Genomic DNA, 17481 nt, shown 5'->3' on the forward strand with positions numbered 1-17481 from the left:
AGCACGCATTTGAGGATCAACGGCACAATGCGCCGCGGACTCACCGGTACGGCCACCGCCGTCGCCGCGATGGCCGCGCTCACCGCGTCCCAGGCCCCGGACTTCACGGGCCGTCCGCTGAACGCCGCCAAGGCCGCGGCCCAGGACGACGTGGTCTGGACCCAGGTGCCCAACGACGACTCGTACCACACCGAACTGCCACCGCTGAAGACGCCGAAGCCGCCGAAGGGCGGTGCGAAGCCCGGGCCCGTGGATGTCCTGGCACGTGCCGAGGCAGGCATTCCGGCGACGGTCCTCGCCGCCTACCGCAGGGCGGAGGGCGCACTCGGGCGCAGCGACCCCGGCTGCCATCTGCCCTGGCAACTCCTCGCGGCCATCGGCAAGGTGGAGTCGGGACAGGCCCGCGGAGGCCGGGTCGACTCCGGCGGCACCACCCTCGGCAGCATCCTCGGCCCGGTGCTCGACGGAGTGGGGTTCGCGAACATCAGCGACACCGACGACGGCGCCTACGACGGCGACGCGAGGTACGACAGGGCGGTCGGACCCATGCAGTTCATCCCCTCCACCTGGGCGCACTGGGGGAAGGACGGCAACGGCGACGGGCGCCGCGATCCCAACAACGTCTACGACGCCTCGCTTGCGGCCGGCCACTACCTCTGCGCCGGGACGCGGAACCTGAACACACGGAGCGACCTGGACCGGGCGATCCTCAGCTACAACCACTCGGACACCTATCTGCGTACGGTGCTGTCCTGGCTGGAGTACTACCGTCAGGGCACCCATCCGGTCGCCGACGGCGAGGGCGCCATTCCGCGGAGCCCCGGCCCCGGCGGCCCGGTCGAGCCCAAGGCCCCGGTCGGCGGCCCCGGCACTCCCGGCCGCTCGGGCGGCTCGGGCGGGTCCGGTGATGGCGGCCCCGGCACTCCCGGCACGGGAGGCGGCGGCATCGTCGTCGGACCCCAGCCCACCACCACCCCGCCCCCCGCGACCCGTCCCTCCCCCAGCAGGCCGGCGAGCCCGAGCCCCGGTCCGACGGAGACGGGCCCCACGGACCCCGGCCCCGACCCCACGGACACCGGATCCCCGAGCCCCACCCCCTCGCCCACGGACCCGACGACGCCTCCTGTCACACCGTCGCCGACCACGCCGCCCCCGACCCCGGACCCCGGCCCGGGCACCGGCACGCCCTGCCCCACGGAGTCGCCGTCGCCCGGTCCCACCGACACCACGTCCCCCGGGACGTCCACGCCGACGGGGGAGCCTGACCCCTGCGCCGGCACGGCGGTGTCAGCCGCCTGACAGCACCTCGGCCAGGTCGTACCGCACCACTTCCTCCAGCTGCGCGTATGTGCAGCCGGTGGGCGTGCGGTCCGGCCGCCACCGGCGGAACTGGGTGGTGTGCCGGAACCGGTCGCCCTCCATGTGGTCGTACGCCACCTCGACGACCCGCTCCGGGCGCAGGGCCACCCACGACTGGTCCTTCTTTCCCGACCAGCGGCTCGGCGTGCCCGGCAGCCGCGCCCCCTCGTGCGCGGCGGCGTCCTCCCAGGCCGCCCACGGGTGGCCCTCCACGGCGCGCAGCGGCTCCAGCTCCTGCGCGAGCTCCGCCCGCCGCTTCATGGAGAAGGCGGCGCACGCTCCGACGTGCTGGAGGACGCCCCCGGAGTCGTACAGGCCCAGCAGCAGCGAGCCGACGACCGGGCCGCTCTTGTGTTCGCGGTAGCCCGCCACCACGCAGTCGGCGGTCCGCTCATGCTTGATCTTGTACATCGCGCGGGTGTCGGGCCGGTAGGGGAGATCGAGCGGTTTCGCCACGACACCGTCGAGCCCGGCGCCCTCGAAGTGCTGGAACCACTCCTGTGCGGTGGCCAGGTCCGTGGTCGCGGGAGCGAGATACACCGGCGCCGAGGCGCCGGAGAGCGCGGCCTCCAGCACGGCCCGCCGCTCCGTCAGGGGGGTGGAGAGCAGGGACGTGTCGTTCGCCGCGAGGACGTCGAAGGCGATGAAGGCCGCCGGAGTCTGCCCGGCCAGCATCCGCACCCGTGAGTCGGCCGGATGGATGCGTTCGCTGAGCCGGTCGAAGTCGAGCCGGTCGTCGTGGATGACGACGATCTCCCCGTCGATCACGCAGCGGGCCGGCAGGTTGTCCCTCAGGGCGACGACCAGCTCGGGAAAGTAGCGGGTGAGCGGCTTGCCGGTCCGGCTGCCGATCACCACCTCGTCGCCGTCCCGGTGCACGATCGCGCGGAAGCCGTCCCACTTCGCCTCGTAGTGCATTCCTGGCGGGATCGCGGACACGGACTTGGCGAGCATCGGTTTCACGGGCGGCATCACCGGGAGGTCCATGCGCCCGATTGTCACCCATACCTCCCCCGTCGTCGCCCGATGTGCGGCAGAGGTGAGCCGCGCCTACCGTGGCCGACATGGGAGCAGCGGTGGAGCTGGACGCAGGCGGACGGCCGGTACGGCTGTCCAACCCCGACAAGGTCTACTTTCCGGACAAGGGCTATACGAAGCGGGACGTGGCCGAGTACTTCCTCGCCGTCGGAGGCGGGATCACCCGGGCCCTGCGCGACCGGCCGACCACCCTCCAGCGCTTCGTGGACGGGGTGACGGGCGAGTTCTTCTATCAGAAGCGCGCGCCGAAGAACCTCCCGGACTGGATCCCGACGGCACGCATCTCCTTCCCCAGCGGGCGGTTCGCCGACGAGATCTGTCCCACCGAGGTCGCCGCCGTCATCTGGGCGGCCAACCTCGGCACCCTCACGTACCACCCCTGGCCGGTGCGCAGCGGCGACACCGATCACCCCGACGAACTGCGCATCGACCTGGACCCGCAGCCCGGCACGGACTACGCCGACGCGGTCACCGCCGCCCACGAACTGCGCGCGGTCCTGGACGAGCAGGGGCTGCGCGGCTGGCCCAAGACCTCCGGCGGGCGCGGCATCCACGTCTTCGTACCGATCGAACCCCGCTGGACCTTCACCGAGGTGCGCCGCGCCACCATCGCCATCGGCCGGGACCTGTCACGGCGTATGCCGGACCGCGTCACCACCGCCTGGTGGAAGGAGGAGCGCGGCGAACGCATCTTCGTCGACTACAACCAGACGGCCCGTGACCGGACGATCGCCTCCGCCTACTCCGTACGCCCCTTCCCGCACGCCCCGGTCTCCGCACCGCTGCGCTGGGAGGAGATCGACGACGTCGAGCCGCGCGACTTCGACATCAGGACCATGCCGGCGCGGTACGCGGACGTCGGCGACCTCCACGCCGACATGGACGACCACGCCTTCAGCCTGGAGAAGGTGCTGGAACTCGCCGCGCGGGACGAGCGGGACCGGAGCCTGGGCGACATGCCCTACCCGCCGGAGTACCCGAAGATGCCCGGCGAGCCGAAGCGCGTCCAGCCCAGCCGGGCCCGCCACGACGAGGACGAGTCCAGCGGCTGAGCGGCGGACACGGCGGAAGCCGCGTCCACATGCCGGGCATGTGGACGCGGCCCCTGGTGCCGTATCGCCGGTCACAGCTCCTTGATACGGATGTCGCGGTACGAGACGACGTCCGTGACGCCGTGCACCTGGAGCCCGACGTAACCGGAGGCGAACCGCCGTCCGTCGGTGCCCGGGTCGTCACCGCGCGGCGGCTCGAAGAGCTGGCCGCCGGAGCTCTCGAACTCGTTGATCAGGACACCGTTGCGGTAGACCGAGTAGTGCTGGTCCACGACCCTGATCTCGTAGTCGTTCCAGGTGCCCTTGGGCGTGACCCCGGCGCCGCCGAGACCCACCCGGTCGAATCCGTACAGCGAGCCCGTCTTGTACATGTCGCCGTCCGGCCGGTCGTTGATCTGCACCTCATGGCCGTACTTGATGGCGACCCACTCCGGACGCGACTCCTCCGGGTTGTCGTGGACGTTCGGGAACCGTACGAACACCCCGCTGTTGGTGTTGCCCGTGCCCGGCGCGTCGTCGCGCCACTGCAGCTTCAGCGAGAAGTCCCCGTACTGCCTGCCCGGGAACCACAACATGCCCATGCCGGGAACGGTCGTCGAGCTGGTGATGGTGCCGTCCGGGTTGAGCCCGAACCTACCGCCGCCCACCTGCTCCCACTTGGCCAGGGACGCGGCCGTGCCGTCGAACAGCTTCCGGTAGCCCTCGACCTGACCCGGCCTGCCGATGCCGGACTGCTTCGCCGCCCGGTAGATCGTGCGGTGCTCCCGGGCGTCGATGACGCCGGCGGCGAGGAGCCTGTCGAGGACCGTGTCCACGTGCTTGAGGAACAGCGCGTGCGAGGACCAGTCCTTCTCGTCCTCGATCAGCTCGTTGATCGTGCACCGGTTGCCGGTGACCCTGTTCGGGACACCGCTGTCGACCGTGCCGACGATCACCGTCAGCCGCTCGTCGAACTCCGGGCAGTCGGGCGCCGGAACGCCGCCGCCCTCGGCGACGGTGAAGGACACCTGTTTCGCCTCGGAGGTGTTGCCCGCCTTGTCCGTCGCCCGGTGGGCGAACGTGTGGGAGCCGATCCGGTCGACGAGCACCGGCGCGGTGTAGGCCAGGTACGGGCCGCCGTCGAGGGAGTACTCGATCCTGTCCACACCTGAGCCGGCGTCCGTCGCGGTGACCGTCGCCTTCGCGCTGGTGATGAACGCGCCGTCCGAGTTCTTCTCGCCCGTCAGTGCCGCCGTCGTCTCCGGCGGTGTCCTGTCCTCCGTGGGCGGCGCGACGACGGTGAAGTCGACGGCCTTCTCGGCGGCGGCGTTGCCCGCCTTGTCGGTGGCGCGGTAGCGGACCTTGTGCGTGCCGGCCTCGTGCACCATCACCGGCGCGGTGTACGGCTGCCAGGCACCGTCCGCCCCGACGGCGTACTCGATGGTGTTGACGCCGGACCCGGTGTCGGAGGCCGTCACGGTGACCGTGGCCATCCCGAGGTACGCGCCCTGGGCGTCCTTCTCGCCCGTTACGGTCGCCGAGGTCTCCGGCGGGGTCGCGTCGTCCGTGGGCGGCGCGGCCACCGTGAAGTCGACGGACTTCTCCGCCGCCGCGTTGCCCGCCTTGTCCGTGGCCCGGTAGCGGACCGTGTGCGCGCCGACCTGGTTCACGACGACGGGCACGGTGTACGGCTGCCAGGCGCCGTCGGCGCCGACCGCGTACTCGACGGTGCCGACGCCCGAACCGGCGTCGGTCGCCGCCACGGTGACGGCGGCCTGGCCGATGTACGCGCCGTCGGCGTTCCTGTCACCGTCCACCTTCGCCGACGTCTCCGGCGCGGTGGTGTCCTCGCCGGTTCCCTCGGTCACGGTGAGGATGCCCTGCATCGAGCCGTGACCGGGAATGGTGCAGTGGTAGAAGTAGCGGCCGGGGCTCAGCGTGACCTGCACGCTGTGCCTGCCGCCCTCGCTGTCACTCGGGTTGGCGAGGATGTTGAGCTGGACGTCGTTGTTGAACTCGGGGTCCGAGACGCTGAACGTCAGCGTGTGCGGCATACCCGTGGTGTTGCCGGTCGCCGCGCTGTTCTCGAAGACGATGGTCGCCTCGCCCGCCACCGCCGTCGTGGGCGCGGACAGATAGCGGTCGATGGAGTCGCCCGCGGTCCAGGTGAGCACCTGGTCCGCCGCCGCTTGTGCCTCGCGGTCGTCCTCCCGGCCGTACGCGGCCGTCGAGGTGAGTCCGAGTATCAGCAGGAACGAGGCCAGCAGAGCCGGCCACAGCCGGGCGGGCCGGTAGCGCGCGAAGAGGGGACGCTGTCTCACTGGACTGCCGCCTTCCTGGCCAGATCGGCGGCGGCCGGGGTCGGCCCTCCGCCCTTGTACGTCACGCGCCACAGCGCGGACTTGGAGTCCGAGGTGAAGAAGCCCCGCCCGTAGTCCAGGACGTAGAGCGAGCCGTCCGGGGCGAACTTCCAGTCCATGAGGTTGCGGATGCCGTCGGCGCCCACCGGGATGATCTTCTTCAGGGACTCGGCGTGCGTGGGCAGGCCGCCCAGGCCGGCCGTCTTCGGATCGGTGAGCACCGCGTGCCGGGGCTGGTCGCCGTCGTAGAAGTCACCGACGAACCACTTGCCGTCCCAGTACGAGGGCCACTTGTCGGCGCTGGTGCTCGTCGCGTCGTACCGGTACACCGGGCCGTTCATCGTGGCCTGGCCACCGCCCTTGAGCCACGGCAGGAGCTGCTTCTGCTCCTCCGCCTTGTAGCTCGGGATGCCGTTGGCGTCGCGCGGGTAGTCGATGCCACCGCCCTGCGGCGAGTACCAGATGGTGTTGGAGGTGACGGGCGGCAGCTTCACCAGGCCGTCGTTGTTCGGCGACTCGTTCTTCGGCGCGTCGCAGTCGTACCAGCCGAGCGGTACGGACGGGTCCGGCAGACCGCGGTCACGGTAGGGCTGCTTGTTGCCCATGCAGTACGGCCAGCCGTGGTTGCCCGCCTTGGTGATCGCGGCGAAGGTGTCGTACTTGGCGGGCCCCCAGGTGGTGCTGGGCGAGCCCGCGTCGGGGCCGACCCAGCCCGCGTACAGCGTGTCGGTCACCGGGTCGACGGAGATCCTCGCCGGGTTGCGCACACCCATCACATAGATCTCGCCGCGGGTCTTGCCGCCGCCCTCGTCCGGCTCCTTGCCGGTGAAGAGATTGCCCGCGGGCAGGGTGTACGTGCCGTCTGCCTCGGGGTGGATCCGCAGGATCTTCCCGTTGAGGTTGTTGGTGTTGCCCGCGGTGCGCCTGGCGTCCGCGTACGACACGCCCTTGTAGTTCGGCGCGGGGTTGTTCCCGGAGTAACCGCCGCTGGAACCGGACGAGTTGTTGTCGCCCGTCGCGATGTACAGGTTGCCCTTGGAGTCCCAGGCCATGCCGCCGCCCGCGTGGCAGCAGCTGTGGATCTGGACCGGCCACTGGAGCAGTACCTTCTCGGAGGCCGTGTCCAGCTTGTTCGTGGCCGGGTCGAAGGTGAAGCGGGAGACCTGACGTACCGCCATCCGCTTGTCGCGGTCGATCTTCGCGTGGGGCGTGTAGTGGAGGTATACCCAGCCGTTCTCCGCGAAGTCCGGGTCGAGTTCGATGCCGAGGAGTCCTTCCTCGACCTTCACCGTCTCGTCGCCGCCGCCCTTGTTCCCGAAGACGGTCAGCGCTCCCGCGAGGGTGACCTTCCGGGTCCCGGGGTCGTAGACGTGGATCTCGCCCCGGCCCTTGCCGATGTCCGGGTCGTTCCAGTCGATGACGACCGGCTTGCTGCTGTCGGCGCCGCCGCGGCCGATGTAGAAGACCCGGCCGTCGGGGGCCGTGACCAGTCCGTGCGGCTCACCGATCTGGTCGTTCTGCCCCGGCTGGTTGGGCTGGGTGACGCGCTCGGCACGGTAGTTGGCGTTGACGGTGGCCTTGCAGTCGGCCTGCGAGATACGGGTGGTCCAGGCCAGCGCGCCGCGAAGGTGCTCGCGGAAGTCCGTCTCCGCGAAGCTGTCGACGGTGCCGCCCATGCCCGTGTAGAAGGATCGCCCGCCGTCGTAGTCGCGGCACCAGGAGACCGGATGGTCCCAGCCATTGGCGCTCGCGCCCGGCTTGTAGGTGCTCTCGCGGACGCGGGCCACGGTGTGCACGTCGCCGGACGGGTTCTTCGTCCAGTTCAGCCACGTGTCGGGCCGCTTCCACTCCAGCGGCAGATTCCTGGTCGCCGGATGCTGCCGGTCACCGGTCTCGACCGTCGCGCGCTGGGCGGTGGACGGGCTGCCGGCGGCGGGCCGGGCTCCGACCAGCCCGGTGAACCAGTCCGAGTACGGTTCGGTGCGCGCCGCGTCATGGATGCCGAGGAAGCCTCCGCCGGCCTCCATGTACGACTCCAGACCCGCCTCCTGCTCCGGGTCGAGGACGTCGCCGCGGGTCAGGAAGACGACCGCGTTGTACCGTCCGAGCTGCCGCTCGTCGGTGAAGACACCGGCGTCGTCGGTTGCGACGGTCCGGAACCGGCCCGCGGTCGGTCCGCTCAGCCCGATCTTCTCGATCGCGGCGATCCCCGCGTCCACCGTCGGTGACTCCTCGCCCGCCGAGGCGTGGAAGACGAGCACCCGGACGTTGGCGCCGCCCGGCGGAGACGGGAGAGACAACGTTGTCGCGCGATCAGTCGGCTCCGGATAGGGCCCGGCGCTGGCGGCGCCGCCTCCGAGCAGGGAAGCGGTCAGGGCGCCGGCCGCGACGGCCGCCGCGATGCCTCGTCGTGAACTGGACCTGTGATGTGGTGTGCGCTGCATGTGGTCACCCACCCCTCTTTGGTCACTGCAACAGCGCATGAAGCTAGACCTCTTTTCGTGACTCGCCAAGAGCTATGGCAGCAATGGCACGAACTTTGTCCTGGGTGTGGATAAACGAAGGCCTCCCGGCTACCGTATGGGCCGTCCAAGGGGCACCTCTGCCCCCGGCTGTCTCAAAAAGCCCGTCAGTTGCCCTTTCTCAGTGGGGAGTTCGACATGGACCGAAGGACCTTCAACCGGCGCATGCTGGCGGGCGGTGCGGCTGCCGCGGCGACGGGGGTGACATCGTTGTCGCTCGGTGCGGTCGAGGCCAGCTCGGCGGAGACCCCGCCCAGGACCGCACCGGCCGGAGGCGAGGTGCGCCGGCTGAGGATGTACGCGGAGAAGATGCCGGACGGCTCGCTCGGGTACGGCTTCGAGAAGGGCAAGGCATCGGTCCCGGGGCCGCTCATCGAGCTCAACGAGGGCGACACCCTGCACATCGAGTTCGAGAACCTGACCGATGCCGATGCGAGCCTCCATGTCCACGGGGTCGACTACGACATCGCCAGCGACGGCACCCGGATGAACAGGAGCCATGTCGAACCGGGCGGTACGCGCACGTACACCTGGCGCACCCATGCGCCGGGCCGCCGCAAGGACGGCACCTGGCGGGCGGGCAGCGCCGGGTACTGGCACTACCACGACCATGTCGTCGGTACGGATCACGGAACCGGCGGCATCCGCAAGGGTCTTTACGGCCCTCTCGTCGTCCGGCGCAGGGGCGACATCCTGCCGGACAAGACCTTCACGATCGTCTTCAACGACATGACGATCAACAACAAGGCGGCGCACCAGAGCCCGGACTTCGAGGCCACGGTGGGCGACCGGGTCGAGGTCGTGATGATCACGCACGGCGAGTACTACCACACGTTCCACATCCACGGTCATCGCTGGGCGGACAACCGGACCGGCCTGCTCACCGGGCCCGACGACCCCAGCCGGGTGGTCGACACGAAGATATGCGGGCCCGCCGACTCCTTCGGCTTCCAGATCATCGCGGGTGAACACGTGGGCGCGGGCGCCTGGATGTACCACTGCCACGTCCAGAGCCACTCCGACATGGGCATGGCCGGGCTGCTGCTGGTCGCCAAGACGGACGGCACGGTCCCGGGCCACGAGCCGCACCACGTGGCCGGGGCCGGGGCCGCCGAATCCGCCGAGTCCGCCGGGGGAGAGGCCGACGGGGCCGCCGACAGCGGGGAGGCGCACCAGCACTGAACCCCCGACCCGGGGCCCCGGGCCCCCGGCGCCGGTCAGGCCCCCGCGGCCAGCCGGCGCTGTTCCTCCTCGACGATGCGCCGGGCGAGCGACCCGTCCGACACGTCGACGGCGTCGGGCGTCGCCTCGGCGACATCGCTGCGCCGCGCGTACGCGTCGAAGAGCCGGTCCTTGCGCGCCAGGATGTCCAGCATCCGCTGGTCGACGCTGTCCGTCGCGAGGAGCCGGTGCACCTGGACGCTGCGTATCTGCCCCATGCGATGGGCACGGGCCACGGCCTGGTGCTCCATCGTCGGTTTGATCTGCGGTTCGCACAGGATGACCACCGAAGCGGCCTGCATGTTCAGCCCCACACCCCCGGCCTGGATCTGGCTGAGCAGGACCGCGTGCCCGTCCGTCGCGCCGAACCCGTCCACCAGCTCCTGACGGCGGGCGGCCGGCAGGCTGCCGGCGACCGGTCCGAACACGTCCTCGCCCAGGGCCTCCCGGACCGTGGCCAGCACCTCGCGGAAGTACGAGAACACCACCACCTTGAGCCCGTTGCCCCGCGCCTCCGCGACCAGCTCGCACAGCCGGATCAGCTTCGCGGAGGTGGCCGGCCGTGCGTAGGCGGCGCGACGCATCCGCATGAACTGACCGGATCCCACGGCCTCGCGGTACGCGTCCAGGTCCTCCGCGCTGAACTCCTCCCACTCGTCGACGTGGACCAGCGCGGGGAGCTCGCTCAGCACGTCCACCTGATTGCGCCGCAGATAGGCGGGGGCGACGGCTCTGCGGAAGGCATGCGAACCTGCGGCGCCGTGGGTCGTGGAGACGGCCGGAGCCAGCTCGGGCCGGAGCTGGCGGACGAGGCTGCGGAACTCCTCCACCCGGTTCTCCATCGGAGTGCCGGTCAGATACAGGACCCGCTCGGTGCGCTCCGCCCAGCCGGCCACGCTCCGGGCACGGCGGGTGGCCGGATTCTTCACGAAGTGGGCCTCGTCCACCACGACCATGCCCGGCCGCACCGCCCCGGCCCAGGCGTCGGGCAGGGTGTGCAGCGCGTCGAAGGTGGTGAGGGCGACCCCGCCTCTCTCGCACCACTCGCCGAACGCCTCCCGCCGCTCCGGACCGTGCACCGGGAGCGCGCGCAGCGTGGAACGGGCACGGATCTCCCGCGTCCAGTTGATGAGTACGCTCGCCGGGCACACCACCAGGAAGTGCGTATCGCCCCGGGCGGAGAGATGGGCGAGCGCCGCGATGGCCTGGACGGTCTTGCCGAGCCCCATCTCGTCACCGAGGATCACCCGCTTCTGGGCCAGGGCGAACCGCGCGCCGAACGACTGGTACCCACGCAGCGAGACGCGCAGATGCGCGTCGTCGAGCTTCAGACCGCGCACCCGGTCAGCGATCCCGGCCGGGAGGAACCCCTCGGCGGCGTCCCGGTCGGGTCCGGTGCCCGACATCTCCGCCAGCAGGCTGTAGTACTCGGCGGACCGCAGCTCGAAGTCGACCCAGGCTCCGGGCGCTGACTCCGGTGCCCGCAGCAGATCGACCGACACCTGACCGAACAGCAGCGGCAGCCCGCGCTCCTGGGCCTCGGCCATCGCGGTCCGTACGGAGAGGGCGGCGGCCAGCGCCTGTTCCCGGGAGGCCCGGCCCGTGAACATCATCCGCAGCCGGCCCGCGGCAGGTCCCGCCGCGGTCAGCAGGGGTTCCAGGCGGGCGAGGAGCCCGCGCGCGGCGTCACACGCCCGACGGACGTCGGGCCCCGCCTCGACCAGCCGGTTCAGGGCCACGATCAGCGCGGTCGTCGGCTCGTCGGGTGCGTCCACGTCGACGCGTACGGAGACGGTGTCACGGACCGCGTGGGCGATCTGACGCGCGGCGGCCAGGGCCTGGTCGGCGGTCTGCGCGCCCACGCCGGGGATCTGCCGGAGCTCGTAACGGCTCGCCGCGTGGACCTGGCCGACCGTTCCGTACCCGGCCTCCTCGACCGCGCCGATCCGCAGCCGTCCCTCGGTCACGTCCTTGAGCCGTGACACGGGGATGGCCGCCAGCTCCCGGCCGACCAGGGCGTCCAGCAGCGGATCGAGTGCTCCGCGCACCGTGTCGACGGCCCGGCCGTGATCGGCCAGCACCGCGCGTGCCGTCTCGAGCAGCCGCTCCGCGCGGGCGAACAGCTCCCGGGCGGCCCGCCCCGTGGGCGCCTCGGCACGTGCCGCCCCGGCCTCGGTCATGTACGTCCCTCTGTCACGTCCCGCTGTCCCCACGGCCCTGCCCTCCCGCGGCCCTCATGGTCCCACGGCCCCTGCCGGCCGCGCCGGACTGCGGTCGTCGGTGCCCGGTGCGAGACTCGGTCGAGCGGGGAATTCCCTCGCGCCACGAGACGAGCGAGGCAGCCGGGCTCGCTGAAGGGGCACACCATGCTCAACCCCAGCTTTGTCACCGGAGTCCCCAACTGGATCGATCTGGGCACGCCCGACATCGACGCCGCCACCGCCTTCTACCGGGGCCTCTTCGGCTGGGAACTGGTGCCCGGCGGCCCCGAGACCGGTGAGTACGGGATGTACACGCTCGACGGGAACTCGGCCGCGGGCGTGATGACCGTGCCGGAGGACGAGGCCAAGCCCGCCTGGTCGGTCTACTTCCAGTCTCCCGACGTCGAGGCCACCGCCAAGGCCGTGGCGCAGGCGGGCGGCAACGTGCTCTTCGAACCTATGGACGTCCGGGAGTTCGGGCGGATGGCCGGCTTCACGGACAACGAGGGGGCGTACTTCGGCGTCTGGCAGCCGGGGACCAACACGGGCCTGGGCGTCATCCAGGAACCGGGCTCCCTGGTGTGGTCGGAGCTGCACACCCCTGACGTGTCAGGGGCCGCAGCGTTCTTCCAGACGATCTTCGGCTGGGAGGCCGACGAGATGACGTTCCCCGGCGGCTCGTACACCACGGTCAGACCCTCGGGCGGCAGCAGGGAGTCCGCGTTCGGCGGGCTCGTCCGCCTGGGCGACGTCCGGGCCGAGGCCGACCAGGGCCCGCACTGGCTGCCGTACTTCACGGTGGAGGACTGCGACGCCGCCTCGGCACAGGCGCAGCGGCTGGGCGGCAGCGTGACGGTGGCACCCCAGGACATCGAGGGCGTGGGCAGGATCGCGCACGTCGCCGACCCGTTCGGCGCGGCATTCGCCCTGATCCATCCCGGACCGATGCGTCAGGAGTGAGCGCGTGGTGCGGTGCGCCGCGTTGACGTGCCGTTGATCGGTTGTTTATCGCCACCCGGCAGTGTGGTCGCCATGCTGATCAACACCATCACCGAGGACACGCTCGCCTGGCGGGAGACGGCGCTCTGCGCGCAGGCCGGGCCCGAGTTCTTCTTCCCGGCTCCGGGCAGTTCGACGCGTGAGGCCAAGCAGTTGTGCAACGCCTGCGAGGGCCGGGTCGCCTGCCTGGAGTACGCGCTCGCCAACGACGAGCGGTTCGGCGTCTGGGGCGGGCTCTCCGAGAAGGAGCGGGACCGGATGCGCAGAGGAGCGCGCGACCGGGCCTGACCGGCCCGCGCGCCCATGCCGTGAGCGTGCCGTTCAGGACGGGATGCGGAAGGTCTCGCCGTAGGTCTGCCACACCAGGGGTGCCCGCAGCTTCAGATTGCCGTCGCGCAGGAACACGCGCTGCGCGGTGTCGATCCGTGAGGTGTCGCGCTGGGTCTTCCTCGCCTGGATCACCGACCGGCCCGCGTCCAGGAAGGCGTTGAGGTAGGCGGTCTCGTCGCCGCCTTCGGCCGCCGTGTCCTCGGCGGCCATCGCCGCGTCGCGGATTCCGTAGAAGCCCGTCGCCTCGATCCCGGGGCCGTGCAGGACCATCGCGTCGTAGTAGACGAACTGCCCCAGCGTGCCGAGCCCGTCCAGCTTCGCCAGCCGGACCGCGGGCTCGAAGTAGAGCCTGTCCCGGAACTCCTCCTGCGCGTCGCGGAACGCCTTGTCCTCGGCGGCCTTCTTCCACGCGGCCGTGAAGCCGGGGTCCAGGCCCTCGTGCGAATCGGTGCCGTCCACCGCGCGCAGGGCGGGGAGGAACGGGGCGAGCGGATTGTCCGGATGTTCCTCGCTGAAGGACTCGACGAGCTGAAGCATGTCGTTCGTCCCGGAACAGAAGCCGACGATGCCCGCCGTGTAGCCGGTTCCGTCCCCCACGTCCTCGATGGCCCCGTACTGGCTGCGCCAGTCCAGGGTGGAACTCTCCGCGCTGGCCACCAGCTGCGAGGCGACCTCCTTCATCCGAGGCTCCGCGAGCCCGGCGGGCAGCCCGGCTATCTGCGCGTCCTCCGCCTTCCGCCTGGCCGAGGAAGGGGCGCTGTCACCGGCGGGCGTGGCCGGTGCGGGCTCCGCCGCCTGCGGCGGACCCGCGGGCAGCGACGCGTCGCCGCCGCTCCCGAAGACGATGGAGACGGCGATGGCTATCGGTGCGCCGAAGAGGAAAAGACGCGTCACAGGCTTCACCCGGCACAGAGTACGGTCCGTAAACCTCTGGGGCCCGCCCACCCCCGCACGGCACAATCTCCACCATGACCGATGCCCGGCCCGTCGCCCTCGTCTGCGCCCTGCTCGACACCGTCGACTCCCTCTCGTATCCGCAGCGCATGAGGGAACTCGCCGTACGCGCCCGGCGGTTCAGGGAGGACGGCGTACTGCGGGCCGTTCTGGAGGAGCTGGAGAACGGCGGCGGGCCGTACGAGCGGGGCCTCGCCGTCGTCGCCGCGGCCGTCGGACAGGACCGCGAGTGGATCGGAAGGTGCCTCGCCGACGAGGACCCCTACGTCCGGGCGCACGCACTGCGGGTGGCCCGCCGTCTCGGCGTACCGGACTCGGCGTACGAGGAGGCACTGGCCGACGCGCCGGCCGTCGTACGCCACCGGCTGATGCGCGCGGTCGTCGCCGACGGCCGCACCGAGCTCGCCGACCGGCTGATCGACGGGACACGCGCGACCTGGGGCGACGCCGAGGCGGCGCGCCTGCTGCCCGGCTGCTCCACCGGCACCGTGAACCGGCTGCTGCCCGCCCTCTTCCGTTCGGTCGCCGGCTGGACCGCGCTGGGCAGCCGCCACCCCGGCCCGCTCCTGGACGCCGCCGAACAGGACCTCGCCGCACAGCCCGAGGCACTGCGCGAGGACTGGTGGCTGTGGTACGGCCATGACCGCGCGGTCGCCGCCGCCGCGACCCGCCTCCCGCACCGCGTCCTCGACCTGCTCGAACGCCACGGGCCGTCCACCCTGCCGCCCGGGCTCCACGGCAGTCTCGGGCCGCTCGCCGCCGCCGACCCCACGCGCCTCGTACGGCTCCTCGTCGCCCCCGGCGGACTCGACCCGCTCGCGGTCTCACGCAGCGGCGCTCTCAGCCGCACGGTGCTGCACCGGCTCACCAGGCAGGCACCCGAGAGCCTGGTCATCGACCTCGCCCGTACCCTCGCCGGTCACGGCGAAGCCCTGAACAGGCTGCTCCTGGCCCTGCCTCCGGCACGCCGCGCGGCCTTCCACGCGGCGGTCGTCGACGGCCGCGGCGAGGGCGACACCGTGGACCCGGCACTGCTCGACGCGATGCCGCGCAGCCATGTGGCACAGCTGGCGCGGCGGATGGCGGACCGCGCCAGGGAACGCGGGGCGCACTGGAGCGCTGTGCTGCTCGCCGAGTCCTACCTGCCGCCCGCCGAGGTGCGGGAGCAGCTGCTGACCGCCACGCGCAGTCCGGCCGCCGCCGACCGCGCCGAGGCCTGGCCGCTGCTGATCCGCAACGCAGGGCGCTCGGGAGACCCGTCCGCTGTCGCCACCGCGCTCGACGACATGCTGCGCCTGCGCAACGAGCAGGACCCCGTCCGCTCCGCCGCACTCCGCGCCCTGCTCGCCACGGCCCCCGCCCTCTTCACCGACGAGGCCGAAACCCTGCTCGACCGCATCACGACCGACGCGGTCGATGCCCTCGACTCCTCCCCGCACACCCGCTCCACACTGAGCGCCCTCGCCCTCGGCATCCTGCGCGAGCACACGGCCACCGGGCAGCGCGCACTCGTCAGCTGGGCACTGCGCACGCTCGTCCGGCTCTCCGGAAGCACGGGCCACGCCGACCTCGGCCGGCTCGACCGCACATTGCGCCGCGGCCAGGAGCACACCGTCTTCGAGGCGCTCCTGCCGTGGCTGGAGGCAGGCAGCGAGAAGTCCGACTACGGGCTCGTGTTCGCGCTCACCAGGGCCCTCGGCCGACGCGCCACCGCCATGCCGGAGCTCCAGGAACTGCTGTGGCAGGCAGTCCGCTACGGGAACAACAGCGCAGCCAGGACAGCGATCGGCCTCTGGCTGCGACCGGCCGCCGACCGGGACGAGCGGGTGGAACGCGTCCTCGCCCGGGAGCCGTCCGCCGCCGCCTTGCCGGACGTCATCGAGCTGCTCACAGGCCGACGCACCGATCTGCTCGACCCGTACCTCACCGAAAGCCCGCCCTACGGACGCTTCCTCACCCACGGGACCTCCTGGACGCCACCGGTCAGGCACAGCCCGCGCTGGGTGCCCCGTCAGCAACTGGCCGCCGCCCGGATGCTCACACGGGCCGCGCGCGACGAGAAGCTGCCCCTGCGCGCCCGCGCCGCGGCCGTCACCGAGCTGGCCGGTATCCCCGGGCACGGCGCCGACGCGATACGCGAGTGGACGGCGTCCAGTGACGTGGTGCTCGCCGAAGCGGCCCTCGCCGCCCTCGCCCGGACGGACACCCCGGCCGGTTCTCTGCCCCAACTCCTCGCCCACACCGGCGACGACCGCGCCCGCGTCGCCGTGTACTCCGCGAGCCGCGCCGCCCTCCACGCCCGCCCCTCCGTCCTGGGCCCCCTGCTGCGGGAGCGCACCGCGCCCGGCACCGGCAAGGTGACGAGCCGCAAGGAGATGGTCAGGCTCGCCGCGACCCGACTGCCGGTGGACGGGGCCGCACAGGTGCTCGCCGACGCGTACACGACTGCCGACCAGCATCCGGACGTCCGGGCCGCCTGCGTGGCGTTCGGTACGGACCTGCTCGGTGACGAGCGGATGTGGGAGGTGATGACGGACGCGGCACACGGAGGCCGCGCCCTGCGCACGGCCGTACTGCGGGCACACCCGGCACGGCTGGCCGAGGAGCACCGTCCCCGGTACGCACGGCTGGTCCGGGAGGTGTGCGCGAGCGACGACGAGGAACTGGCCGCGCTCGCCCACCACACCCTGGCCCGCTGGGTGCCCTGGGCGCCCGGGGCCTGCGACGTGTTCGTGACGGCGGTCATCGCACTGGAACGGCGGGGGGCCTGGCGGTCGGCCGCCGACGCGCTCGTGGGCGCCGCCCTCGGCTCGCCGGAGGCGGCACTCGCCCTGAACCGGACCCTGCTGGCGCTGGCCGTCAACGACACCGCCGACGAGGCGGGCAGCGAACGGGACCGCCCGGCCAGACAGCGGATCGTGCACACGGTCCGGTCGCTCACGGCCCGCGCGAAACCCGTGCAGGACACGGCCCGCCCGGTCCTCGCCACCGCCGGCGGCGTTCTCGCCGCACACCGGGACTTCGTACCGCAGGCCGTCGAACTGCTCGTGCACGCCGTCGATCCGGAGCCCGCCGGGGGACCGGGGGCGCTGCACACCGAGCTGACCCGGCTGGCCGGGCTCCACGAGGGACGGCCCGTGCTCGCCTCGCGTACGGCCGGGACACTCGGCGAACTGATCGGCTCCGCGGGCGGGGAGACCGACGGGCTGCTCACCGTCGCCGCACGGCTCACGGAGAGCGGCGACGGCGCCGAGGGGCTCTTCGCCGCGGCGATCACCGTGGCCGCCGGCCGGCGCACCGCCTGGACGGGCCCCTGGCGCACCCAGCTGCGACTGCTGCGCCAGCACCCGGTCGCCGATGTGCGGGACACGGCGTACGCGCAGGTCACGGCAACGGAGTGAGGGCGCCGGGCACATGCCCGACGCCCTCCTCACACCACCCGGCTCACGCGGTTCGGGTCACGTGG

General features: G+C 72.0%; 11 protein-coding genes. 6 read left to right on the plus strand and 5 right to left on the minus strand.

Annotated elements, in window-relative coordinates; translation table 11 throughout:
* Positions 1-9: 9 nt before the first annotated feature.
* Positions 10-1299 (plus strand): lytic transglycosylase domain-containing protein, encoded by a 1290-nt coding sequence (locus AB0C82_RS10845; protein ID WP_362838851.1) that lies wholly within the window; start codon positions 10-12, stop codon positions 1297-1299.
* Here AB0C82_RS10845 and AB0C82_RS10850 read toward each other — a convergent pair.
* Positions 1288-2346: an ATP-dependent DNA ligase gene (locus AB0C82_RS10850; protein WP_362838854.1), complete on the minus strand. Its 1059-nt coding sequence runs from the start codon at positions 2344-2346 to the stop codon at positions 1288-1290. The genes AB0C82_RS10845 and AB0C82_RS10850 overlap by 12 nt on opposite strands.
* 77 nt (positions 2347-2423) lie before the next feature.
* Here AB0C82_RS10850 and ligD point away from each other — a divergent pair, with 77 nt between their 5' ends.
* Positions 2424-3449: a non-homologous end-joining DNA ligase gene (ligD, locus tag AB0C82_RS10855; RefSeq protein WP_362838857.1), complete on the plus strand. Its 1026-nt coding sequence runs from the start codon at positions 2424-2426 to the stop codon at positions 3447-3449.
* A 71-nt stretch (positions 3450-3520) separates the two neighbouring features.
* Here the strand turns inward: ligD and AB0C82_RS10860 are convergent, their stop codons facing one another.
* Together AB0C82_RS10860 and AB0C82_RS10865 are read right to left on the minus strand one after the other, a co-directional pair.
* A complete protein-coding gene (locus tag AB0C82_RS10860; protein WP_362838860.1) occupies positions 3521-5749 on the minus strand; it encodes a family 16 glycoside hydrolase in 2229 nt (742 codons plus the stop codon).
* Positions 5746-8232 (minus strand): ThuA domain-containing protein, encoded by a 2487-nt coding sequence (locus AB0C82_RS10865; protein ID WP_362838862.1) that lies wholly within the window; start codon positions 8230-8232, stop codon positions 5746-5748. Before AB0C82_RS10865 ends, AB0C82_RS10860 begins: the two co-directional genes overlap by 4 nt.
* A gap of 216 nt (positions 8233-8448) precedes the next feature.
* Between AB0C82_RS10865 and AB0C82_RS10870 the strand changes: the two genes are divergently transcribed.
* On the plus strand, positions 8449-9492 hold the full coding sequence (locus AB0C82_RS10870; RefSeq protein ID WP_362838865.1) for a multicopper oxidase domain-containing protein: 1044 nt from the start codon (positions 8449-8451) through the stop codon (positions 9490-9492).
* Positions 9493-9527: 35 nt separating this feature from the next.
* Here the strand turns inward: AB0C82_RS10870 and AB0C82_RS10875 are convergent, their stop codons facing one another.
* Positions 9528-11711 (minus strand): DEAD/DEAH box helicase, encoded by a 2184-nt coding sequence (locus AB0C82_RS10875; RefSeq protein WP_362838868.1) that lies wholly within the window; start codon positions 11709-11711, stop codon positions 9528-9530.
* Positions 11712-11897: 186 nt separating this feature from the next.
* Here AB0C82_RS10875 and AB0C82_RS10880 point away from each other — a divergent pair, with 186 nt between their 5' ends.
* Together AB0C82_RS10880 and AB0C82_RS10885 are read left to right on the plus strand one after the other, a co-directional pair.
* A complete protein-coding gene (locus AB0C82_RS10880; protein WP_362838870.1) occupies positions 11898-12692 on the plus strand; it encodes a VOC family protein in 795 nt (264 codons plus the stop codon).
* A gap of 72 nt (positions 12693-12764) precedes the next feature.
* Positions 12765-13019, plus strand: a complete 255-nt coding sequence (locus AB0C82_RS10885) for a WhiB family transcriptional regulator (protein ID WP_362838873.1) — start codon at positions 12765-12767, stop codon at positions 13017-13019.
* Positions 13020-13052: 33 nt separating this feature from the next.
* Here the strand turns inward: AB0C82_RS10885 and AB0C82_RS10890 are convergent, their stop codons facing one another.
* The gene (locus AB0C82_RS10890; protein ID WP_362838876.1) at positions 13053-13955 is read right to left on the minus strand and encodes a chitosanase; all 903 of its coding nucleotides are present in this window, start codon (positions 13953-13955) and stop codon (positions 13053-13055) included.
* A gap of 74 nt (positions 13956-14029) precedes the next feature.
* Here AB0C82_RS10890 and AB0C82_RS10895 point away from each other — a divergent pair, with 74 nt between their 5' ends.
* A complete protein-coding gene (locus tag AB0C82_RS10895; protein WP_362838879.1) occupies positions 14030-17416 on the plus strand; it encodes a hypothetical protein in 3387 nt (1128 codons plus the stop codon).
* The last annotated feature ends 65 nt before the right edge of the window (positions 17417-17481 follow it).

It is taken from the genome of Streptomyces sp. NPDC048560 (assembly GCF_040650955.1).
In the GTDB taxonomy this organism is placed as follows: Bacteria; Actinomycetota; Actinomycetes; order Streptomycetales; family Streptomycetaceae; genus Streptomyces.